This is a genomic window from Streptomyces sp. NPDC085931 (genome assembly GCF_044540565.1).
Classification (GTDB): Bacteria; Actinomycetota; Actinomycetes; order Streptomycetales; family Streptomycetaceae; genus Streptomyces.
In genome coordinates this window covers 550,313-571,243 of the sequence record NZ_JBITSK010000001.1, presented here as the reverse complement: position 1 = coordinate 571,243, position 20,931 = coordinate 550,313, and the positions used below count along the sequence as shown (strand labels likewise).

Genomic DNA, 20,931 nt, shown 5'->3' with positions numbered 1-20,931 from the left:
CGCGGACGCGCGGCGGCACGGCCCCGCGTCCCGTCGGTGCGCGGTCAACCGCGCACCTTCGCCGCCGCCTTGCGGGCCGCCACCAGGACCGGGTCCCAGACCGGGGAGAACGGCGGGGCGTAGCCCAGGTCCAGGGTCGTCATCTGCTCCACCGTCATGCCCGCCGTGAGCGCGACCGCCGCGATGTCGACGCGTTTGCCCGCGCCCTCCCGGCCGACGATCTGCACGCCGAGCAGGCGGCCGGTGCGCAGTTCGGCGAGCATCTTGACCGTCATGGGAGAGGCGTTCGGGTAGTAGCCGGCGCGGCTGGTCGACTCGATGGTGACCGCCTCGAACCGGAGCCCCACGCGGTGGGCGTCCTTCTCGCGCAGGCCGGTGCGGGCGATCTCCAGGTCGCAGACCTTGCTGACCGCCGTCCCGACCACGCCCGGGAACGTGGCGTAGCCGCCGCCGGCGTTGGTGCCGATGACCTGGCCGTGCTTGTTGGCGTGGGTGCCGAGCGGGATGTGCCGCAACTGGCCCGAGACCAGGTCGAGGACCTCCACGCAGTCGCCGCCGGCCCAGACGTCCTCGTGGCCGCGCACCCGCATCGAACGGTCCGTGAGCAGGCCGCCGTGGATGCCGAGGGGGAGCCCGGCCGCCCTCGCGAGCTGCGTCTCGGGGCGCACGCCGATGCCGAGCACGACCACGTCCGCGGGGAACTCCCGGTCCTGTGTGGCCACCGCCCGGACCCGGCCGTCGTCCCCGGTCAGGATCTTCGTGACCTCGGCGTCGTTCACCATCGTGATGCCCAGGCCCTCCATGGCCTCGTGCACCAGGCGCCCCATGTCGGGGTCGAGGGTCGACATGGGCTCGCTGCCCCGGTTGACCACCGTGACCTCGTAGCCGCGGTTGATGAGCGCCTCGGCCATCTCCACGCCGATGTACCCCGCCCCGACCACCACCGCCCGCCGGCCGCGCGTGCCCGCCAGCGTGTCGAGCAGGGCCTGGCCGTCGTCCAGCGTCTGCACGCCGTGCACCCCGGGCGCGTCGGCCCCGGGCAGGTCGGGACGGATCGGCCGGGCCCCGGTCGCGATCACCAGCTTGTCGTACGGCGTCCAGGACTCGTCGCCCGTATCGAGGTCCCGGGCGCGCACCCGCCGCCCGTCCAGGTCCAGCTCGGTGACCTCGGTGCGCAGCCGCAGGTCGATGTCGCGCGCGCGGTGCTCCTGCGGGGTGCGGGCGATGAGCCGGTCCCGGTCGGTGACCTCGCCGCCCACCCAGTAGGGGATGCCGCACGCCGAGTACGACGTGAAGTGACCCCGTTCGAACGCCACGATCTCCAGCTCGCCGGGGCCCTTCAGGCGGCGGGCCTGCGACGCCGCGGACATGCCCGCGGCGTCGCCGCCGATGACGACCAGTCGCTCCCTGCGCGTACGGCTCAAGTTCATGCGAACACGCTACGGGAGCAGGGCATTTCAGTCCCGCTCGCCCGGGGTCCGCGGCTGCGCCGCCTCCGGCGCCGGGCGGGCCGTCGGCAGCGGGCCCGGCGTGGCCGCCGCGGGCGCCGGCCGGGGCCGGCGCGGCAGCCGGGGACGCACGACGCGCAGCCACAGCAGCGCCAGCAGGGCCGCCACCGCCGCGAACGGCAGGACGGCGCCCAGCACGACCGCGAGCCAGCGCAGCATCGTCACGAAGGCGTGCCAGCCGCCCGCGAGCGCGTCCAGGAACCCCGGGTCGTCGTCCTTGGCCTCCTTCTCCACCGGCGTCTCGGACAGCGTCAGGGTGATGGTGGCCAGGCTCGTGCGCTCCTTCAGGGACGCCTGCCGGGCGAGCAGCGCCTCCAGGTCGGCCTGCCGGGTGCTCAGCTCGCCCTCCAGGGTCACCACGTCGCTCAGCCGGGTCGCCCGGTCCATCAGCTCCCGGATCCGGGCCACGCTGGCCCGCTGCGAGGTGATCCGGCTCTCCACGTCCACCACCTGGTCGGTGACGTCCTCGGCCTTCGCGCTGCGGTCCAGGAGCTTGCCGGCGCCCTCCAGGCCGGCCAGGACGGCGTCGTACTTCTCGGCCGGCACGCGCAGCACGACCCGGGTGCGCTCGCGGCCCTCCTCGTCCCGGGTGGTGGTCTCGTCGCCGATGTAGCCGCCCGCGTTCTCGGTGCTCGCGCGGGCGTGGTCCAGGGCCTTGGGGACGTCCTTGACCTGCACGGTCAGCGAGGCGGTGCGGATGATGCGCTGCGTGGGCAGCTTCGCCGGCGCGGTCGCCCGGGCGCCGCTTCCGGTGCCGCCGGGCGCGGCCTCCTTCGCCCCGCCACCGTCATGGGCGAGACCGCGGTCGGCGGCCGTGCTCCCGGCGGAGTCGTCGCCGGCGCCGCTGCACCCGGTGAGCGCGAGGGCGGCGGCCAGCAGGAGGGCCGCCACGGCCGGGGCGGGGCGGCGGGTGGATCGTCGTGTGCGCATGCGGGCATCCCCCGAGGGTCGATTCTGCTGACGCTTCTTCGACGCGCGAACCGCGCCGGACGTTTGGCCCGGGACGGTTCCGATGCGGTCACGGTCGGGACTCGCGACGGACACCGGGGCGCGGCGGCGCCGCCCGCGGGGTCTGAGAGGCTGGGGCCATGCGCGAAGTTCAGGGTCGTGGGGGCACGGGGCAGGTCGTCGTCGTAGGGGCGGGCATCGCGGGGCTGGCCGCCGCGCACCGGCTGCTGGAGCGGGGGGCACGGGTGACCGTGCTGGAGGCCTCCGGCCGGGTCGGCGGCAAGCTGCTGCCCGGGGAGATCGCGGGCGCCCGGGTGGACCTCGGCGCCGAGTCGATGCTCGCCCGCCGGCCCGAGGCGGTGGGGCTCGCGCGCGAGGTGGGCCTCGCCGACCGCCTGCAGCCGCCCGCGACCGCGACGGCCTCCCTGTGGACCCGCGGCGCCCTGCGCCCCATGCCCAAGGGCCATGTGATGGGCGTGCCCGGTACCGCGGCCGCCCTGTCCGGGGTGCTGTCCGAGGAGGGCCTCGCCCGGATCGAACGCGACGCCGAGCTGGCGCGCACACCGGTCGGGGACGACGTGGCCGTCGGGGAGTACGTGGCCGCGCGCCTCGGGCGGGAGGTCGTCGACCGGCTGGTGGAGCCCCTGCTGGGCGGGGTGTACGCGGGCGACGCCTACCGCATCTCGATGCGCTCGGCCGTCCCGCAGCTCTTCGAGGCCGCCCGCACCCACGCCTCCCTCACCGAGGGCGTCCGCGAGATCCAGGCCCGGGCCGCCGCCGCGCGGCAGACCGGCCCGGTGTTCATGGGCATCCGCGGCGGTGTCGGCAGCCTGCCCCTGGCGGTTGCCGAGTCGGTCCGGGCCCGCGGCGGCGAGATCGTCACCGGCGCCGAGGTGACGGAGCTGCGCAGGCAGGCACCGCGGCCGGGCGGTCACGGGCCGGGCGGGGGCGCGTCGCCCGGGCTGTGGCGGGTGGTCGCCGGTGACCGGGTGCTGGAGGCCGACGCGGTGGTGCTCGCCGTGCCCGCCCCCGCCGCCGCCCGGCTGCTGCGGGCCGAGAGCCCCGGGGCCGCCGCCGGGCTCGACACCGTCGAGTACGCCTCCATGGCCCTGGTCACCCTCGCCTACCGCCGTGCCGACACGGACCTGCCCGAGGGCAGCGGCTTCCTCGTGCCGCCGGTGGACGGGCGCACCGTCAAGGCGTCCACGTTCGCCTCGCAGAAGTGGGGCTGGATCGCCGAGGAGAACCCGGACCTGGTCGTCCTGCGCACCTCCGTGGGCCGCCACGGCGAGACGGAGATCCTCCGGCGCGACGACGGCGAGCTGGCCGAGGTCTCCCGGCACGACCTGAAGGCCGCGACCGGCCTGGACGCCACTCCCGTCGCCACGCTCGTCACCCGCTGGGACGACGGCCTGCCGCAGTACCCGGTCGGCCACCACGCGCGCGTGGCCCGCATCCGCGAGCACGTCGCCCGGCTGCCCGGGCTCGCCGTCTGCGGCGCCCCGTACGACGGCGTCGGCATCCCGGCCTGCGTCGCGAGCGCCTACGCGGCCGTCGACCAGATCCACGGCGACCTGCGGGGTGTGCAGGAGCTCACCGCCCACCCGGTGCAGAGCCTGCACGGCGGAGCGGGAGAATGAGGAGCATGAGTGACGACGCCTCCACCACGCCCTCCGGCACCGCGCCCGACCGCATCCCGAACAAGGGCAAGCTGGCCAAGGACCTCAACGAGGTCATCCGCTACACGCTCTGGTCCGTCTTCAGACTGAAGGACGTGCTACCCGAGGACCGCTCCGGGTACGCCGACGAGGTCCAGGAGCTGTTCGACCAGCTCGCCGCGAAGGACGTGACCGTCCGCGGCACGTACGACGTCTCCGGCCTGCGCGCCGACGCCGACCTGATGATCTGGTGGCACGCGGAGACCAGCGACGCGCTGCAGGAGGCGTACAACCTCTTCCGCCGCACGAGGCTCGGCCGCGCCCTGGAGCCGGTCTGGTCGAACATGGCGCTGCACCGCCCCGCCGAGTTCAACCGCTCGCACATCCCGGCGTTCCTCGCCGACGAGACGCCCCGCGACTACGTGAGCGTCTACCCCTTCGTGCGCTCCTACGACTGGTACCTGCTGCCCGACGAGGACCGCCGCCGCATGCTCGCCGACCACGGCAAGATGGCCCGCGGCTACCCGGACGTGCGCGCCAACACCGTCGCCTCGTTCTCCCTCGGCGACTACGAGTGGATCCTCGCCTTCGAGGCCGACGAGCTGTACCGCATCGTCGACCTCATGCGTCACCTGCGCGCCTCGGAGGCCCGCCGGCACGTCCGCGAGGAGGTGCCGTTCTTCACCGGCCGCCGCAAGGACGTCGCCGAGCTGGTCGCCGGTCTGGCCTGATCAGCGGACGCGCTCGCCGGCCCTGGCTCCGCCCGGGGCCGCCGGCCCGGGCTCGGCGTGCGGCGCGCAGTGCGCACGCCGTCCGGGCAGCCGCCCGTCCAGCAGGTACGCCTCCATGTGCCCGTTGACGCAGGCGTTCGGCCCGCCCGCGAGGCCGTGGGCCCCGGCGTCCCGCTCGGTCACCAGCACCGAACCGGCCAGCCGCCGGCGCAGTTCGAGGGCACCGCGGTACGGCGTGGCCGCGTCCCGCTCGGCGGCCAGGATCAGGGTCGGCGGCAGCTCGCCCGGCCCGGCCCCGACGTCCAGCGGCCGCTGCCGGGGCGCCGGCCAGGAGGCGCAGGGCAGGTTGGTCCACACGTTGTCCCAGGTCTCGAAGGGCGCCACCCGGGCGAGCCGGGTGTTGTCCCGGTCCCACACCTCCCAGTCCGTCGGCCAGGACGCGTCGTTGCACTCCACGGCCACGTACACCGCCCGGGAGTTCTCCGCCTCCACGGCCGCCTCGGGGTGCTGTTCCGCCTGCTCGACCAGGGGGCGCGGGTCGCCCGCGAGATACGCCGACAGCGCGCGCGCCCGGTGCGGCCACAGGTCGTCGTAGTACCCGGCCTGCAGGAACGCCCCCTGCAACTGCCCCGGTCCGACCTTGCCGCCCGCGGGCTCGGCGGCCAGGCGCGCGCTCGCCCGCTCGTAGCTGCGCAGCACCTCCCGCGCGGTCCGGCCCAGTCCGTACACGCCGTGGTGGCGGGCGATCCACTCCCGGAAGTCGCGCCAGCGGTGCTCGAACGCGGCCGACTGGGCGAGGTTGTTGCGGTACCAGATCCGCTCCGGGTCGGGATCGACCACCGAGTCGAACACCATGCGCCGCACGTGCCCGGGGAACAGCGTCGCGTACAGGGCCCCGAAGTACGTGCCGTACGAGGAGCCCAGGAACGTCAGCCGCGGCTCGCCGAGCGCGGCGCGCAGCACGTCAAGGTCGCGGGCGTTGTTCAGCGAGTGGTAGTGGCGCAGCGCGTCGCCGGCGCGCTCGGCACAGCCCCGGGCGTACGCCTCCGCCTGGACGCGGCGTTCCTTCTTGTAGGCCTCGGTGGGGTGCGTCGGCGCCTGCGTGGGCCCCTTGAGGAACTTCTCCGGGTCCTTGCACGACAGAGGAGCCGAGGGGGCGACCCCGCGCGGGGCGTAGCCGACGAGGTCGTAGGCGGCCGCGATGCGCTTCCACTCGGGGAGCAGGCCGATGAGCGGGAAGTACAGGCCGGTGGCGCCGGGCCCGCCGGGGTTGTACACCAGGCTGCCCTGGCGCAGCACCTCCCGTGCGCCGTGCGGGTCCTTGCGGGTGGCCCGGGCGCGGCTGACGGTGAGTTCGATCTGCCGGCCGTCCGGCCGGGCGTAGTCCAGCGGCACCTTCACCGTGCCGCACCGCATGCCGCCGGGCAGGTCCTCCGCGTCGGGGCACGGGCCGAAGTCGATCCCGGCCGCCTGGGCCCGGGCCGCGGCCACCGCCGTGCCGCGCAGCTCGGCGGCCCCGGTCCGGTCCTCGGTGTCCGGGACGGCGGTGAGGGCGCTCAGCAGCAGGGACCCCGCGGCCGAGTAGAGGAGGGCGGCTCGCATCGGGTGTCCCTTCGCTGCACGGTGGCGACGCAAGGGATGTTTCGTGCGCGGCGCGGGGAAGGCAAGCACCGTCCGCCGGTGTCGGCGCCGATGCCCCCGGCGCGCCCCCGCCGGCTCAGTCGCGCGCCCCGCGCCGGGTGAAGGCGGCGCGCAGACCGGGCTCGCCGATCGCGCTGACACCGCGCACCGCCACCGAGGTGAGGTACGTACGGTCGTCGGCGTCGCCGTCCGCGGTGCGGGCCAGGGAGCCGAGCAGCCGCTGGCCGGCCGGGGAGGCCCAGCGCGAGTACGGGTGGACCTCGATGCGTGCCACGGCCAGGCAGCTCAGCACCAGCGCGAGCGGCAGCGCGAACCACAGGGCGACCAGGTGGCGCGGCATGTCCGGCGGGAGCGGGGTCAGCAGGGCGGCCACGCCGAGGACCAGCACGGCGACGGCCGCCCCGCGCACCTGACGGACCGCCGCCGCGACCGTCGTACGGGCGCTGTCGGGCACGGCGAGCCCCGCGCGCACCAGCCCGTCGGCGATCCCGCGCACCGCGTCCGCGGCGGCGGCGGTGGAGCGCACCGGCGCGATACGGCACTGCCCCTCGGGACCGATGGCCCCGATCACCGACCGTTCCATCTCGTCGCGTCCGCGCGGATCGACGACCGTCGCCCAGCCGGTGTGCGCCAGCAGCAGGCGCCGCTGGCGTGCCATGGCCACCAGGGTGACGTCGGCGACCCGCCGGGGTCCGCCCGAGAGGAACGCGGCCTCGTACAGCGTGAGTTCACGGATCCGGCCGGTGTCGGTGTCACCGGCCGCGGCCCGTACGGCGGCCAGGCACAGACGGGTGCACGCCGTACCGGCCACGGCCCAGGCCGCCAGGAGGAAAAGAACCCAGAGCATATGTTGTTTGTATGTGACACGGTTGCGCGAGCACCATGCCCCGGTCACGATCCGCACGGAGTGTTGTCGGTATGTGACGTTCCGTTTCACTGCCCGGGGCCTCAGCGCCGGAGCAGCACCCTGCGTGTCGCGCGGGCCAGCCGGCGGACGGGCCGCGCGGAGCGCGGTGCTGGGCCCGAGCGCTCCAGCCACCACTCCCTCAGCTCCCGCCGGGCCTGCGCGTCCCCGGGCCGGCCGGCGGTCAGCAGGTGCTCGGCGAAGGTGAGGGCGTCGCGCCGGTAGCCGCCGGTCAGGGGGGTCGTCTGGGCGTAGCCGAGGAAGGCCGGGCGGTACTCCGGGCCCAGGATCACCGGCAGTTCGGGCGCGACCTTCGCGACGACGTCCGCCCGCTTCGCCGCGAGCGCCCGGGCCTGCACGCCGATCCGCACCCGGTCGAACCCCTCCGGCACGGGCGTCCCGGCCACCAGCGCCGACAGCAGCGCCGCCTGAGCGAGCCCGACCCGCTGCCGCGCGTCCCGGGGGTGGGGCAGGCCGAAGGCGCCCCGTGTCGCCTCGGCCGCCCCGGTCTCGTCGCCCGGCCGCAGGACGGCCGCGCCCGCAGCCGTGCCTGCCCCGGGCACCTCCGCACCCGCCTCGGGCCTCTCGGCCCCGGCCCCGGCGAGGTCGTGCAGGGCGACGGTCGGGTTCCCGGTGCGCCCCGGCGCCGGGTGGAGCGTCTTGCGGATCTCCGTCTTCACGCGTTCCACCGCCCCCGTCTCCAGGGCCCTGCGGATCGCGGCCAGCTCGGACCGCAGTTCCGCCGGTTCCGGGAAGTTCTCGTCCCGTTCCAGCAGGACGCCCGGAGGCCGGACGCGGGAGGCCAGGTCGGTCAGGATGTCGAGGACCGGCCGCGGCACGGGGTGGGCGTGGCTGTCGTGCCAGACGCCGTCGCGCTCGAAACCGCCCGCGACATGGACGTAGGCGATGGCCTCCAGGGGCAGCTCCGCCAGGGCCTTGGCGGGGTCCTCGCCGCGGTTGACGTGGTTGGTGTGCAGGTTCGCGACGTCGATGAGCAGCCGCACACCCGTACGGTCCGCCAGCTCGTACAGGAACTGGCCCTCCGTCATCTCCTCGGCCGGCCACGAGATCAGCGCCGCGATGTTCTCCACGGCCAGCGGCACCGGCAGCGCGTCCTGCGCGATCCGCACGTTCTCGCACAGCACGTCCAGCGCGTCCCGGGTGCGCGGCACCGGCAGCAGATGGCCCGCCTCCAGCCGCGGGGACGCCGTCAGCGCGCCGCCCGCCCGGACGAACGCGATGTGCTCGGTGACCAGCGGCGAGCCCAGGAGCGCCACCCGCTCCGCCAGTGCGGCCAGCCGGCCCTCGTCGGGCCGCTCCGCACCGCCGAGGCCCAGGGATACCCCGTGCGGCACCACGGTGACCCCGCGCTCGCGCAGCCGCCGCAGCGAGTCGGGCAGGTGCCCGGGGCAGATGTTCTCGGCCACGGCCTCGACCCAGTCGATCCCGGGCATGTGCTCCACGGCGTCCGCGATCTCCGGCCGCCATCCGATGCCCGTCCCCAGTCGCTCCATCGTCCCCTCCTCCACCCGGTCCGCTCCCCGAAGGTGAGGGGGGTATGGCCCAGCCGCCCGCCGCCGAACCCCGCACGGGCCGCCTTCAGAGCAACATTTGAGGTTCGCGCCCACCGGCGGAGCCCGCGGCGTCGCGCCGCCCCGCGAGGCGTCGTGGGCCGGAGCGGCCGCGGGCCGGAGCCGGTGCCCTGGTGGGGGACGTCGGCACGGCCCGCTTCCCGCCGCCGGTCGCCGAGCGGGACCCGCGCCCGCCGGCCCCTGAGCCCGGGGAGGCCGGGGAGGCTCTAGACGGCGCGAGTGGAGCGGTAGTTGAACACCGACCACAGGACGAACAGACCGGTCACGATCATGATGATCGACCAGAAGGGCTGGTACGGCAGCCACATGAAGTTCGCGATCAGCGCGAGCCCGACCACGACCGCGCCCACCATCCGGGCCCAGGTGGCACCGGTGAACAGGCCGAACCCGGCCGCCACCACCAGCACGCCGACGATCAGGTGGATCCAGCCCCACGCGGTCAGGTCGAACTCGAAGACGTAGTCGCCGAAGCTCGTGTACACCTCGTCGTCGGCTATCGCCGCGATGCCCTGCAGCACGGCGAAGAGGCCGTAGACGACCATCAGGGTGCCGCCGAGGGCGAGGCCCCCGGAGGCCCACGAGTCAGCGGAACCGCCCGGGCCGCCCCCGCCGGATCTGCGGTCGTCGTGGGCGGGCGGGGCGGGGGGAGGGGGCGCGGTGCTGGACATGGCTGCCTCCTGGGGTCGGGGTTGTCTGGTAACCCCACTGGAGCACTCGTCCGTGACCGCCGCGCCCGCGGTTACTCCGAACGGGTGGACGCCGGGCCGCCGGCCGCGTACGGCTCCCGGCGCAGCGCCGGGTGGTCCGCGACGACCGTGCAGGAGCCGGGCGCGATCTCCGTGAACCCGGCGTCCCGCACCAACGGCAGTCCGCTGCCGGTGAGGTGCGGCCAGCGGGCCGGGTCGGCCGTCCGCACGGCGAGCGGGAAGCCCGACTCGCGCCAGGCGGTGCGCTGCGCGTCGGACAGCTCCCACCAGGCCAGCTGGGCGGCGTGCCCGGCCTGGGCCATCGCCTTGCCCGCCGACATGCCGAGCTCGGGGTTGAGCCAGAGCACGGGCGCGGCCGGGTCGGCGTCCCCCGGCTCCTGCGGGTCGTCCAGGTCGGTGCCGGAGACCTGGAGCCGGGCCAGGTCCTTGGGCCAGCCGTCCAGCGGCACCGGCGGGAAGACCCGCACCTCGGCCGACGTGCCGGTGAGCGTGATGCCGGGCAGGGCCTCGGCCCGCCGCCACTCGGCGCCGCGCGCCCGGCGCACCACCTTGCGGATCCGCGCGTCCTGCCAGTCCCGCATCGCCTGTGCCCACGCGCCGTCGCCGGCCGAGCGCTCGTCGGCCAGGATCGTCAGGACGGCCCGCGCGGCCGTCTCCAGCGCGTCGGTCCGCGCCGGCGGGTCCGCCCGCTCGATCCGCACCACCAGCGGCAGCACGAACTGCTGTGCCGCGTCGCGCGCCGAGGGGTCGGACCGGAAGGGGCTGTCGTGCACGGGCGTCTGGTCTTCGCTCACGCGTCCCAGTGTGCCAGCCGGAAGATCGCGGCGGTCCGGCCCGGGCGGCCGCGGGCCACGGCCGTCACCGGTCCCGCGTTCTCTCAGCCCGAGCAGGCCCGCGTTCTCTCAGCCCGAGCAGGCCGTGCGCTGGGCCTCCTGCCACTCGCAGACCGGGCAGAGCGTGATGCCCTTGTACGACTCGGGATACTCCGTCGGCTCCCGGCACAGCACACACTCCGCGTACGGCGGCCCCTCCGCCCGGGGCGGCCTGGCCGCGTCGATCAGGCAGTAGTCGTCCTCGCTCATGTCTCCAGCCTAGGCCGGTCGGGGCCGTGCGCCCACGGCCCGCTCAGATGTCCCGCCGTTCCAGCGGCTTGGTCGCCGGGCCCTGGATCACCTTGCCGTCGGTGTCGAAGCGGGAGCCGTGGCAGGGGCACTCCCAGGCGCGCTCGGCGGCGTTGAAGTCGACCAGGCAGCCCAGGTGGGTGCAGCGGGCGGAGACGGCGTGCAGGGCCCCGTCGTCGTCCCGGTAGACGGCGACGCGGTGGCCGTCGGCACGGACCACGGCACCCTCGCCCGGCGGCAGCGACTCCAGCGGCGGCGAGGGCCGCAGCCGGTCGCCCACGAAGTGCCCGGCCACCTTGGCCTGCGTCTTGAGGAACGACGGCGCCTCGCGCACGGCCGGCTTCACCCGGCGCGGGTCGTACAGCCCGCTCCACTCGCACTCCTCGCCGGTGATCTGCGCGGCGAGCAGGCGGCCCGCCATGATGCCGCCGGTCATGCCCCAGCCGCCGAACCCGGTGGCCACGTAGGAGTGCCGGGCGCCCGGGTGCAGCGGGCCGACCATCGGGACGGTGTCGGTGGGGGTGTTGTCCTGCGTGGCCCACCGGTGGGTGACGTCCAGGCCGGGGAAGTGCCCGGTGGCCCAGGCGGTGAGGCGTTCCAGCCGCTCCCGGGTGTCGCCCGTGCCCGGAGTGAAGTGCTCACCGGTGACGATCAGCAGGCGCCGGTCCCCGTCGTAGGGCGCCGTGCGCACCGAGCGGGTGTTCTCGTCGGGCGTGATGAACATGCCGCCCGGGTCCTGGCCGGCGGGGATGGTCCCGGCGACGACCAGCTCGCGCTTCGGCGTGAGCCGGGCGAACAGCAGGGCCCGGTCGAAGATCGGGTAGTGCGTGGCGACGACGACGTCCCGGGCCCGGACCGTCGCCCCGGCCGCGGTCGACAGCCGGCAGGGCTCGCCCTCGTCCAGGCCGAGGACGGTGGTGTCCTCGAAGATCCGGCCGCCGCCCTCGACCAGGTCGGCGGCGAGGGCCAGCAGGTACTTGCGGGGATGGAACTGGGCCTGCCCGGTGACCCGGACCGCGCCCGCCACTTCGAAGGGCAGCCCGGTCTCGGTCACGAACTCGGCGGGCAGCCCGGCCTCGGCGGCCGCCCGGGCCTCGGCCCGCAGCTCCTCGACCTTGCCGGGGTCGCGGGCGTACGTGTACGCGCTCCTGGCCTCCCAGTCGCAGTCGATGCCGAGCTCCGTGGCGATCCCCGCCGCGCGCTCGATCGCCTCGGACTGGGAACGGGCGTACAGCCGCGCGCCCTCGGGGCCGCGGGTGCGGCGCAGTTTGTCGTAGACGAGGGAGTGCAGGGCGGTCACCTTGGCGGTGGTGTGCCCGGTGACGCCGGCCGCGACCCGGCCCGCCTCCAGCACCGCCACGCTCCGGCCCGCGCGCGTCAGCTCCCACGCCGTGCACAGTCCGGCGATTCCGGCGCCGATCACCGCCACGTCGACGTCCAGGTCCTCCGCCAGCGCCGGATGGCGGGCGTCCGGTGCCGTGTCGAGCCAGTACGAGCTGCTGACCTGCTGCTTCTCGCTCATGTGATCCCGAGTACCCCGGCGCGCCCGCGTCAGTGCCGGGGCGGGCGCTTTACAGCGGGAGCCGGCAAGGCTAACGTACAACCAAATGGTTGTAGATGAGTCGGGTGACGAGACGGTGGACCGGCTGTTCCACGCCCTGGCCGACACCACGCGCCGGGACATCGTGCGCCGCTGCGTGAGCGGCGAGCTGTCGGTGTCCCGGCTGGCCGAGGCCTATCCGATGAGCTTCGCGGCGGTGCAGAAGCACGTGGCGGTGCTGGAACGGGCGGGGCTGGTCACCAAGCGGCGCAGCGGACGCGAGCAGCTCGTGCGCACCGACCCCGGCGCGGTGGACCGCGCCCGCCGGGCGCTCGACGCGCTGGAGGCCGCCTGGCGCGGGCGGGTGGACCGGATGGCCCGGCTGCTCGCCGAGGACCCCGGCACCGGCGGCTCCCGCCCCGGGCCGTCCGCGACCGCACCGAACGACACGACGGAAGGGCCCGAGAGATGAGTGTCACCAGTGTCGACAAGGACCTCGACCACCTGACCCTGACCCTGGTCGCCGACTTCGCCGCGCCCGTGGAGCGGGTGTGGCGGCTGTGGGCCGACCCCCGGCAGCTGGAGCGCTGGTGGGGCCCGCCCACCTACCCGGCCACGGTGGAGGAGCACGACCTGACCCCCGGCGGCGAGGTCACCTACTTCATGACCGGACCGGAGGGCGACCGGCACCGCGGCTGGTGGCGGATCACCTCGGTCACCGAACCGACGGCCCTGGAGTTCACCGACGGCTTCGCCGACGACGACGGCAAGCCCAAGGACGACATGCCGACCATGACCGTCTCCGTCCGGCTCACCGAGGGCGAGGGCGGCACCCGCATGGAGATGCGCTCCCTCTTCGACTCACGCGAGCAGATGGAGCAGCTGGTCGCGATGGGCATGGAGGAGGGCCTGACGCAGGCCGTCGGCCAGATCGACGCCCTGCTGGCCGCCTGAGGCGGCCCGGTCAGGAGCGAAGCAGCCGCCTCCGGCACTCCGCCACGTCCAGCTCCGTCTCCGGACAGCGCGGATCCAGCTCCCGGACGTGCTCAGGAGCAGCGTGCGCCGACGGGCGGGCGCAGCCGGTCCCGCAGCGAGGTGCTCCCCCTGTGTGTCACCGGGCCCCCTCGCGGTCGTGTGCCTCGATGATCCGGCGGGGCGCCGGGCCGCGCACCCCGGCCGGATCCTGAGCGCCGGCTACCGGCGCCAGGGGCCCGTCACCGCGAACGTGGTGCCGGGCGTGTAGCAGTTGACGTACATCGTGTCGCCGTCGGGCGAGAAGGTCACCCCGGCGAACTCGCCGAACTCGGGCTCCCCGGGGGTGCCGATGTTCTGGCGGTTGCGGGCCATCGCGTAGACCTCGCCGCGCCGGGTCACGCCGTACACGTGCTGGGCGCCGTTGCCGTCCTCGCAGACCATGAGACCGCCGCCGGCCGCCAGGCAGATGTTGTCCGGGGACTCGCCCGGCAGTTGCACGTCGGTGTCCGGGCCGAACACGACGACCAGGGTCAGCCGCCGGCGCTCGGGGTCGTAGCGCCAGACCTGCCCGAAGTGGTCGGCCGCCGAACCGTCGCCGGTGCGCGCGAAGGACGACACGAAGTACACCGACCGGCCGCCCCAGTAGCAGCCCTCCAGCTTCTGGGCGTGGGTGATGCCCCCGCGGCCGAAGTCCTGCAACCGGATCGGCGTCTGCGCGGCCTGCGGATCGGGGACGTCCACCCACTCGACGCGGTCGAACGCCGCGCCGATGTCCTGGACCGCGGACAGGTCGGGCACCCCGGGCACGCGCATGGCCTGCAGCCGGCCGCCCGCGCGCAGCGAACCCCGGCCGCCCAGCGGGCGGTCCGGCAGGAAACGGTAGAAGAGGCCGAAGGGCCGCTCGAAGGCGTCCTCGGTCTCGTAGACCACGCCGCGCCCGGGATCGACGGCGATCGCCTCGTGCTGGAAGCGGCCCATCGCGGTCAGCGGCACGGCCCCGGTGCGGTGCGGGTCGACCGGATCGACCTCGAAGATGAAGCCGTGGTCCTTGGCGTACCCGTTGGTGCCGGCCTTGTCCTCGGTCTCCTCGCAGGTCAGCCAGGTGCCCCAGGGGGTGGGCCCGCCCGCGCAGTTGACGGCCGTGCCGGCGATCGCGACGCGCTCGGCCACCACGTGGTTGCGGGAGTCCAGGGTCAGGGCCGTACAGCCGCCCTTGCCGGCCGGGTCGTAGGTGAGGCCCTCGACGGCGGGCACCGGGATTCTGCCGTTGTGGCGGTTCTCGTGGTTGCGGACGAGGTGGACCCGGCCGCCCCTGCCCCCGAAGGCCGACATGCCGTCGTGGTTGGAGGGGACCGCGCCCTCCCCGGAGCGGAGCGGGTCGCCCTCGCGGGAGAGGATCCGGTAGCGGAAACCTTCCGGCAGATCGAGGACGCCCTTCGGGTCGGGGACCAGCGGGCCGTAGCCGGTACGGCCGGTGGTCTGCGCGGCGGCGGTGCCGGCGAAGAGTTCGGACAGGGCGCCGGAGAACGCGATCCCGAGGCCCAGGGCCCCGGTGGTGGCGAGCACCTGGCGTCGGGTGGTGGCGGTACGGCCGGTTCCGGTCATGGGACAACCTTCCTGCTGGCGGACAGGAACTGTGATCCCGCTGTGTCTACCACCTGGTGCCGGTGGCGGGAACCACGCGCGTAGCGCGCGTCACTGCTCGACCGCGTGCCGCAACTCCTCCATGGCGTCCCGCGCCTGCTCCGCCCGGCCGACGGCCTGCTCCACCGGTGCCGGTGCGCCCTGGCCGCCCGCCTCGCGCCCGCCCCGCTCCAGGAAGCGCAGCAGCTCCACCGGGATGGGCAGCACCAGCGTGGAGTTCTTCTCCGCCGCCACCGCCATCACGGTCTGCAGCAGCCGCAGCTGGAGCGCCGAAGGCGTGTCGGCCATCTGGTGGGCGGCCTGGGCCAGCTTCTTGGACGCCTGGTACTCGGCGTCGGCGTTGATCAGCCGGGCCCGCCGCTCCCGGTCGGCCTCGGCCTGGCGGGCCATGGAGCGCTTCATGGTGTCCGGCAGGGAGACGTCCTTGATCTCGACGCGGTCGATGGTCACGCCCCACTCCACGGCCGGACTGTCGATCATCAGCTCCAGGCCCTGGTTGAGCTTCTCCCGGTCGGACAGCAGGTCGTCCAGCTCGCTCTTGCCGATGATCGAACGCAGCGAGGTCTGGGCCATCTGCGAGACCGCGAAGCGGTAGTCCTCGACGTTGACGATCGCGGCCGCCGGGTCCACGACCTTGAAGTACACGACCGCGTCCACCCGCACGGTCACGTTGTCGCGGGTGATGCCCTCCTGGGCCGGGACCGGCATGGTCACGATCTGCAGGTTGACCTTGCGCATCCGGTCCACCCCCGGGATCACGGTGGTGAATCCGGGCCGCCGCACGTCCCCGTGCAGACGCCCGAGCCGGAAGACCACCCCGCGCTCGTACTGCTTGACGACCCGCGCCGCCGCGGCCAGATAGACCACGCCGCCGGCACAGACCGCCGCCACCGCCCCGATCAGCTCCTCGACCATGCCGACCTCCCCGCTCAGAGGCCCCGTTGTGGATACTTCTGTCACGATATGCCGGGAGCGGGGTCCGGGGCCATGCCCGGGCGGACGGGTGCCGGACGCACCGGGTCCGGGGCGCGCCGGCCGCGCGCCCCGGACCGGGTACCGTCCGCGTGCGGCTAGGCCGCGGCGACCTTCTCGCTCTCCGGCGACGCCTCGGTCTCCTTGACCTTCACCGGTTCGGTGCCCGCCGCGCTGTGGCGTGCGGCCCAGTTCTCCAGGGCCGTGCGGCAGGCGTGGTCGAGGTGGTGCAGACCCGACAGGTCGAGTTCCACCGGGCGGTCCTGTGGCAGCGCCTCCAGGCTGTCCATGATCTTCGGCAGCCGCAGGAAGGTCGCGTTGCCCGTCAGGTACACCTGGATCGGGCCGGCGCCCTTGTCGATGACCTCCAGCTTGAGGTGCGAGGCCTCCCAGGCGGTCTTGACGACCGACAGGGCCAGACCGATGAGCACACCCTCGAACATGTTCACCGCGACGATCGACACGGCCGTGACGACGAGGATCAGCGCCTCGCCCTTGTGCGCCCGCCACAGCGCCGTGATCTGGCGGAACGGGATCAGCTTCCAGCCGGCGTGCACGAGGATGCCGGCCAGGGCGGGAATCGGGATCAGCGCCAGCGCCCACGGCATCGCGGCGGCGAACAGCAGCAGCCACACGCCGTGCAGCACCCGGGACGCCTTGGTCCGGGCGCCCGCGCTCACGTTGGCGGAGCTGCGCACGATGACCGCGGTCATCGGCAGCGCGCCCAGCAGACCGCACAGGGTGTTGCCCGCGCCCTGGGCGATCATCTCCTTGTTGTACTCGGTGCGCGGACCGTTGTGCAGCCGGTCCACGGCGGCCGCGCTGAACAGGCTCTCCGCGGAGGCGATCAGCGCGAAGGCGATGATCGTCCCCCAGATGGCCGGGCTCGCCAGCTCGCCGAAGGCGTCCGCCCCGGGCGGCTGGACCACGCCGAGCAGGCCCTCCACCTGGACGGTGGCGACGGGCAGGCCGAAGGCGAGCGTGACGGCCGTGGCCAGGACGACCGCGGCGAGGGCGCCGGGCACGGTCCGCACCGCCTTCGGCATCCTCGTCCACAGCACGATGACGGCGATGGTGCCCGCGCCGATCGCGAGGGAGGTCAGCGCCTTCGTGCTGCCGAACGCGTCGACGAACGCCCCCGGCAGGCCCGCGATCTTGCCGAGGCCGGAGTCCGGTGCCTTCAGGCCCGCCGCCGCGTAGATCTGACCGGCGATGATCACCAGTCCGATGCCGCAGAGCATGCCCTCGACGACCGAGACGGATATCGCCCGGAACCAGCGGCCTATGCCGAGGAAGCCCATGGCGAGCTGGAGCAGCCCGGCGAGCAGCACGATCACGCCGAGCGCGGCCACGCCGAACTCGGTGACCGCCTCGAAGACGAGCACGGTGAGGCCGGCGGCGGGCCCGGACACCTGCAGACTGCTGCCGGGCAGCAGCCCGGTGACGATCCCGCCCACGATGCCCGTGACGAGACCGAGTTCGGCGGGGACACCGGAGGCGACGGCCACGCCGACGCACAGCGGCACCGCGACCAGGAAGACGACGATGGAGGCGAGGAAGTCCTGCCTCAGGTGAGGGAACTTGGACAGCATGGTCTTCGGCCCCCTCAGAGCGTCTCGAACGTGTCGGACTGCGCGCGGTGTTCCCGCACGACGCCGGTGTGGACCTCGTAGTACCAGCCGTGCAGCTGGAGTTCGCCCGCTGCCAGGCGCTTGTCGACGCACGGGTAGGACCGCAGCCGCAGCAACTGCGTGAGCACATGGTGCTGTACGGCCTCGGCGACCGTCGGGTCGCCGGGGTCGGAGCACTTCGGCTCGTCCGCCGCGTGGGCCAGCCAGTCGCGCACGGCGGGCACGGCGGTGAGGTCGTCGTGGCGCACCACCGCGCCGACGGCGCCGCAGTGGGAGTGGCCGCAGACCACGATGTGCCGGACGCCGAGCACCTGCACGGCGTATTCGATGGTGGCCGCCTCGCCGGTGGGGGTGCCGGAGGCGTAGGGGGGAACGACGTTGCCCGCGGTGCGCAGCTCGAACAGCTCGCCGGGGCGGGCGCCCGTGATCAGGGCCGGTACGACCCTGGAGTCGGAGCACGTGATGAACAGGACGTCGGGGGACTGGCCCTCGGCGAGGCGGGCGAACTCCTCAGGGCGCTGTCCGAACTTGCGGGCGTTGTCGATGAGGGGCTGCATGAGTGAGTGACTCCTCCTGGCGCGCAGTGGGGGCGCGTCGGACGGGCATGACAGAGGTGGGGGGGGGTGCTGCTCTGCTGCTCAGCAGCGGAAGACCTGCAGGACCGCAGGGGTGTGCGACGCCGGGGATCTCGACGTCTGCCGGTGCGTGGTACCGGGTCCGGCCGGTTCGGCCGCCGCCGGCCGGGTGTGCCGGGACAGCGGCCGATCGGGCGCCGAGGGCGCGGAGTCGGCGGCGTGGGACCGGTCGCGGGTCCGACGGGGACCGGTCGGGTCCCCGTGGTGCCCGGCGCGGCAGGTGACGATCTCGTCGCGCAGCGCCGGGCCGGAGAACGTGATGCCGGGGCGCGAGGCCGTACCGGAGGGCTTGGTTCCGGAGTGAGCCTTGGCCTCGGCCTTACTCGATGTGTGCGCGGCTGCGAAGGATGCGGCCGGTGCGAAGAACTGGAGGGCGAGCAGGACGGCGGCGAGGAGCGAGACCACGGTCCGTGCCGTCGTACCTCGATGCATGCGCCCCCCTTCAGCCGCCGCGCACGTTTAATGTTGACCAAGCGTTGGTCAACGGCTGGTCAAGAAACACGTTAACCCTGCAAAGTCCTTTGCAGGGTTAACTTAACGTTTCGAGCTGAAGAGAGCCTGAAAACCGTGGGTGCGCTGGCCGGAACCAGCCCTTCCCGTACGGCTGTCGAGGCGATGACGGAAGCGGGGTCACCGACCCGTCGGCAACGTGCCCGCGTCGCGGGCCAGCGCGGTGAGACGCGAGATGGCCCGGAAGTACTTCTTGCGGTAGCCGCCGTTGAGCATCTCGTCACTGAACAGCTGGTCGAACGGCACGCCCGAGGCCATCACGGGCACCTCGCGGTCGTAGAGCCGGTCCGCGAGAACGACCAGCCTGAGGGCGGTCGACTGGTCCGGAACGGGCCGCACGCCGGTGAGGCACACCGCCTTGATCCCGTCCGTCAGGGCCCCGTACCGGCTGGGGTGGACCCGGGCCAGGTGCTCCAGGAGGGTCGAGAACGAGTCGAGGGAGGCGCCCTCGGTGGCGCGGGCCGTCGCGGTCACCTGTGCGTCGGAGTACGGCGGCGGCGCCTCGGGCAGGCCGCGGTGGCGGTAGTCCTCGCCGTCGATGCGCAGGGCGCGGAAGTGCGCCGACAGGCCCTGGATCTCGCGCAGGAAGTCCGCCGCGGCGAACCGGCCCTCGCCGAGCTTGCCGGGCAGCGTGTTGGAGGTGGCGGCGAGGGCGACGCCCGCGTCGACCAGCTTGCCGAGCAGCGTGGACACCAGGACCGTGTCGCCGGGGTCGTCGAGCTCGAACTCGTCGATGCACAGCAGGCGGTGGCCGGAGAGCGTCCGGACGGTCTGCTGGAAGCCCAGGGCGCCGACCAGGTTGGTCAGCTCCACGAACGTGCCGAACGCCTTCAGCGCGGGCTCGGCCGGGGTGGCGTGCCAGAGGGAGGCCAGCAGGTGTGTCTTGCCGACGCCGTAACCGCCGTCCAGGTAGACACCGCGCGGACCGGCCGGGGCCTTCTTCGCCGCCCTGCCGAACCCGAACAGCCGCCGCCTGCCCGCGCCGCCGTCCCCGCCCAGGCCGGCCGCGAAGCCCTCCAGGGCCCGGACGGCCTCGGTCTGGCTGGGCTGGTTCGGGTCCGGTATGTACGTGCTGAACCGGACGGAGTCGAACCGCGGCGGCGGCACCATCTCGGCGACCAGGCGGTCCGCGGGCACGTGCGGCTCACGGGCGCACAGCGACAGCGGGGCCGGGTCGGTCACGGGGCCGGTTCCGGACGGGGAGGGGGAAGAGGACACGGTTCACCATGCTACGGCGCGTGGAACACTGCACCGCATGCGACGCCTGTTCCCTGTGACCGATGAAACAGCAGCTCCGGCCCCGGACGGCCCGTCCGGTGAGGGCGCCGGGCGGGAGTGGAGCCTGGCCGAACTGGCCGCCGCGTACGCCTATCCCGGGGCGGGCACCGGACGGGCGGTGCCGTACCTGCGGGCGAACATGGTGTCCACGCTGGACGGCGCCGCCCAGCACGACGGACGTTCGCAGCCCATCTCCAGCGCGGCCGACATGCGGATCTTCGGCACGCTGCGGGCCCTGGCCGACGTGGTGGTCGTCGGGGCCGAGACCGTCCGGCGGGAGGGCTACCGCCCGGCCCGCGCCCGGGCCGAGTTCGCGGCGCTGCGCGAGGCGGCCGGGCAGGCGCCCGCGCCCGCGATCGCGGTGGTCTCCGCCGGCCTGGACCTGGACTTCTCGCTGCCGCTGTTCACCTCGCCCCTGGTGCCCACCCTGATCCTCACCGGAGCCGCGGCCGCCCCGGACCGCGTCGCCGCCGCGCAGGAGGCCGGGGCGCGGGTGGTGGTCGCCGGGGACGGCATGGGCGTGGACCCCGCCCGTGCCGTGGCGGCCCTGGCCGAACTCGGCCACACCCGCCTGCTGACCGAGGGCGGGCCCCGGCTGCTGGGGCAGCTGGTCGCGGCCGGCGTCCTCGACGAGCTGTGCCTGACCCTCTCCCCGATGCTCACCGCGGGCGACGCCCAGCGCATCGCCGGCGGGCCCGCCGTCACCGTCCCGCACCGCTTCTCGCTGCTGTCGATGCTGGAGGAGGACGGCTTCCTGTTCACCCGGTACGGCAGGGCCTGACGTACTGAAGGGCCGGACCCGGGGTACAAGGGGGCGGCGGCCGGTGCATCCGGTTCCCCGGCGGGACCCGAAGAGGACGCGGTGGCCTCCGGGCCCGCTCAGCGGCGGCATATGCCGTTCCGCTGCGGGTCCGGAGGGCACACTGGTTGCGGCAG

At 74.3% G+C, this 20,931-nt stretch carries 20 protein-coding genes; 5 read left to right on the top strand and 15 right to left on the bottom strand.

The genetic code is table 11. The features are described 5' to 3' along the window. Positions 1–44: 44 nt before the first annotated feature. Complete coding sequence (locus tag ACIGAN_RS02415) at positions 45–1,430, bottom strand: FAD-dependent oxidoreductase (RefSeq protein ID WP_365738531.1); 1,386 nt, start codon at positions 1,428–1,430, stop codon at positions 45–47. 27 nt (positions 1,431–1,457) lie between these two features. Then, positions 1,458–2,438, bottom strand: a complete 981-nt coding sequence (locus ACIGAN_RS02410) for a DUF4349 domain-containing protein (RefSeq protein WP_399854504.1) — start codon at positions 2,436–2,438, stop codon at positions 1,458–1,460. Positions 2,439–2,596: 158 nt separating this feature from the next. Between ACIGAN_RS02410 and hemG the strand changes: the two genes are divergently transcribed. Then, positions 2,597–4,096, top strand: coding sequence for a protoporphyrinogen oxidase (hemG, locus tag ACIGAN_RS02405; RefSeq protein ID WP_365738527.1), 1,500 nt, complete (start codon positions 2,597–2,599; stop codon positions 4,094–4,096). 5 nt (positions 4,097–4,101) lie between these two features. Continuing rightward, positions 4,102–4,845, top strand: a complete 744-nt coding sequence (hemQ, locus tag ACIGAN_RS02400) for a hydrogen peroxide-dependent heme synthase (RefSeq protein WP_365088209.1) — start codon at positions 4,102–4,104, stop codon at positions 4,843–4,845. Here hemQ and ACIGAN_RS02395 read toward each other — a convergent pair whose 3' ends face one another. The 7 genes from ACIGAN_RS02395 to ACIGAN_RS02365 form a co-directional block, all read right to left on the bottom strand. Continuing rightward, positions 4,846–6,447, bottom strand: a complete 1,602-nt coding sequence (locus ACIGAN_RS02395; protein WP_399854503.1) for an alpha/beta hydrolase — start codon at positions 6,445–6,447, stop codon at positions 4,846–4,848. 115 nt (positions 6,448–6,562) lie between these two features. Further along, entirely contained in the window at positions 6,563–7,333 is a 771-nt protein-coding gene (locus tag ACIGAN_RS02390) for a TIGR04222 domain-containing membrane protein (protein WP_365738521.1), read from the bottom strand. Positions 7,334–7,434: 101 nt separating this feature from the next. Continuing rightward, entirely contained in the window at positions 7,435–8,904 is a 1,470-nt protein-coding gene (locus tag ACIGAN_RS02385; RefSeq protein ID WP_399854502.1) for a DUF692 domain-containing protein, read from the bottom strand. A gap of 284 nt (positions 8,905–9,188) precedes the next feature. Beyond that, positions 9,189–9,650, bottom strand: a complete 462-nt coding sequence (locus tag ACIGAN_RS02380; RefSeq protein WP_365088204.1) for a DUF7144 family membrane protein — start codon at positions 9,648–9,650, stop codon at positions 9,189–9,191. A gap of 71 nt (positions 9,651–9,721) precedes the next feature. Beyond that, a complete protein-coding gene (locus ACIGAN_RS02375; RefSeq protein WP_399854501.1) occupies positions 9,722–10,483 on the bottom strand; it encodes a peptidyl-tRNA hydrolase in 762 nt (253 codons plus the stop codon). Positions 10,484–10,591: 108 nt separating this feature from the next. Further along, positions 10,592–10,771 (bottom strand): hypothetical protein, encoded by a 180-nt coding sequence (locus ACIGAN_RS02370; protein ID WP_344533922.1) that lies wholly within the window; start codon positions 10,769–10,771, stop codon positions 10,592–10,594. A 43-nt stretch (positions 10,772–10,814) separates the two neighbouring features. After that, positions 10,815–12,332, bottom strand: a complete 1,518-nt coding sequence (locus ACIGAN_RS02365; RefSeq protein WP_399854500.1) for an FAD-dependent oxidoreductase — start codon at positions 12,330–12,332, stop codon at positions 10,815–10,817. An 85-nt stretch (positions 12,333–12,417) separates the two neighbouring features. Here ACIGAN_RS02365 and ACIGAN_RS02360 point away from each other — a divergent pair, with 85 nt between their 5' ends. Then, a complete protein-coding gene (locus ACIGAN_RS02360) occupies positions 12,418–12,822 on the top strand; it encodes an ArsR/SmtB family transcription factor (RefSeq protein WP_399854499.1) in 405 nt (134 codons plus the stop codon). Next, positions 12,819–13,304 carry an SRPBCC domain-containing protein gene (locus tag ACIGAN_RS02355; protein ID WP_399854498.1) on the top strand — a complete coding sequence of 162 codons (486 nt, stop codon included), beginning with the start codon at positions 12,819–12,821 and terminating at the stop codon, positions 13,302–13,304. The genes ACIGAN_RS02360 and ACIGAN_RS02355 overlap by 4 nt, the downstream gene beginning before the upstream one ends. Positions 13,305–13,544: 240 nt before the next feature. Here ACIGAN_RS02355 and ACIGAN_RS02350 read toward each other — a convergent pair whose 3' ends face one another. From ACIGAN_RS02350 to zapE, 6 genes are all read right to left on the bottom strand, one after another. Beyond that, positions 13,545–14,930, bottom strand: a complete 1,386-nt coding sequence (locus tag ACIGAN_RS02350) for a PhoX family protein (RefSeq protein ID WP_399854497.1) — start codon at positions 14,928–14,930, stop codon at positions 13,545–13,547. Between the two features lie 90 nt (positions 14,931–15,020). Beyond that, positions 15,021–15,884 (bottom strand): slipin family protein, encoded by an 864-nt coding sequence (locus ACIGAN_RS02345; RefSeq protein ID WP_365088196.1) that lies wholly within the window; start codon positions 15,882–15,884, stop codon positions 15,021–15,023. 155 nt (positions 15,885–16,039) lie between these two features. Next, positions 16,040–17,533: a SulP family inorganic anion transporter gene (locus ACIGAN_RS02340; RefSeq protein ID WP_365738510.1), complete on the bottom strand. Its 1,494-nt coding sequence runs from the start codon at positions 17,531–17,533 to the stop codon at positions 16,040–16,042. 14 nt (positions 17,534–17,547) lie between these two features. Continuing rightward, positions 17,548–18,129, bottom strand: coding sequence for a carbonic anhydrase (locus ACIGAN_RS02335; RefSeq protein ID WP_399854496.1), 582 nt, complete (start codon positions 18,127–18,129; stop codon positions 17,548–17,550). Positions 18,130–18,210: 81 nt separating this feature from the next. Beyond that, positions 18,211–18,639, bottom strand: coding sequence for a hypothetical protein (locus ACIGAN_RS02330; protein WP_365738506.1), 429 nt, complete (start codon positions 18,637–18,639; stop codon positions 18,211–18,213). A 198-nt stretch (positions 18,640–18,837) separates the two neighbouring features. Next, on the bottom strand, positions 18,838–19,935 hold the full coding sequence (gene zapE / locus ACIGAN_RS02325; protein ID WP_399854495.1) for a cell division protein ZapE: 1,098 nt from the start codon (positions 19,933–19,935) through the stop codon (positions 18,838–18,840). 37 nt (positions 19,936–19,972) lie between these two features. Here zapE and ACIGAN_RS02320 point away from each other — a divergent pair, with 37 nt between their 5' ends. Then, positions 19,973–20,776: a pyrimidine reductase family protein gene (locus ACIGAN_RS02320; protein WP_399854494.1), complete on the top strand. Its 804-nt coding sequence runs from the start codon at positions 19,973–19,975 to the stop codon at positions 20,774–20,776. The last annotated feature ends 155 nt before the right edge of the window (positions 20,777–20,931 follow it).

Coding starts and splice junctions, on each gene's coding strand:
- ACIGAN_RS02415 (WP_365738531.1), bottom strand. CDS start 1,430: ATGAACTTGAGCCGTACGCGCAGGGAGCGACTGGTCGTCATCGGCGGC.
- ACIGAN_RS02410 (WP_399854504.1), bottom strand. CDS start 2,438: ATGCGCACACGACGATCCACCCGCCGCCCCGCCCCGGCCGTGGCGGCC.
- hemG (WP_365738527.1), top strand. CDS start 2,597: ATGCGCGAAGTTCAGGGTCGTGGGGGCACGGGGCAGGTCGTCGTCGTA.
- hemQ (WP_365088209.1), top strand. CDS start 4,102: ATGAGTGACGACGCCTCCACCACGCCCTCCGGCACCGCGCCCGACCGC.
- ACIGAN_RS02395 (WP_399854503.1), bottom strand. CDS start 6,447: ATGCGAGCCGCCCTCCTCTACTCGGCCGCGGGGTCCCTGCTGCTGAGC.
- ACIGAN_RS02390 (WP_365738521.1), bottom strand. CDS start 7,333: ATGCTCTGGGTTCTTTTCCTCCTGGCGGCCTGGGCCGTGGCCGGTACG.
- ACIGAN_RS02385 (WP_399854502.1), bottom strand. CDS start 8,904: ATGGAGCGACTGGGGACGGGCATCGGATGGCGGCCGGAGATCGCGGAC.
- ACIGAN_RS02380 (WP_365088204.1), bottom strand. CDS start 9,650: ATGTCCAGCACCGCGCCCCCTCCCCCCGCCCCGCCCGCCCACGACGAC.
- ACIGAN_RS02370 (WP_344533922.1), bottom strand. CDS start 10,771: ATGAGCGAGGACGACTACTGCCTGATCGACGCGGCCAGGCCGCCCCGG.
- ACIGAN_RS02365 (WP_399854500.1), bottom strand. CDS start 12,332: ATGAGCGAGAAGCAGCAGGTCAGCAGCTCGTACTGGCTCGACACGGCA.
- ACIGAN_RS02360 (WP_399854499.1), top strand. CDS start 12,418: ATGGTTGTAGATGAGTCGGGTGACGAGACGGTGGACCGGCTGTTCCAC.
- ACIGAN_RS02355 (WP_399854498.1), top strand. CDS start 12,819: ATGAGTGTCACCAGTGTCGACAAGGACCTCGACCACCTGACCCTGACC.
- ACIGAN_RS02350 (WP_399854497.1), bottom strand. CDS start 14,930: ATGACCGGAACCGGCCGTACCGCCACCACCCGACGCCAGGTGCTCGCC.
- ACIGAN_RS02345 (WP_365088196.1), bottom strand. CDS start 15,884: ATGGTCGAGGAGCTGATCGGGGCGGTGGCGGCGGTCTGTGCCGGCGGC.
- ACIGAN_RS02340 (WP_365738510.1), bottom strand. CDS start 17,533: ATGCTGTCCAAGTTCCCTCACCTGAGGCAGGACTTCCTCGCCTCCATC.
- ACIGAN_RS02335 (WP_399854496.1), bottom strand. CDS start 18,129: ATGCAGCCCCTCATCGACAACGCCCGCAAGTTCGGACAGCGCCCTGAG.
- ACIGAN_RS02330 (WP_365738506.1), bottom strand. CDS start 18,639: ATGCATCGAGGTACGACGGCACGGACCGTGGTCTCGCTCCTCGCCGCC.
- ACIGAN_RS02320 (WP_399854494.1), top strand. CDS start 19,973: ATGCGACGCCTGTTCCCTGTGACCGATGAAACAGCAGCTCCGGCCCCG.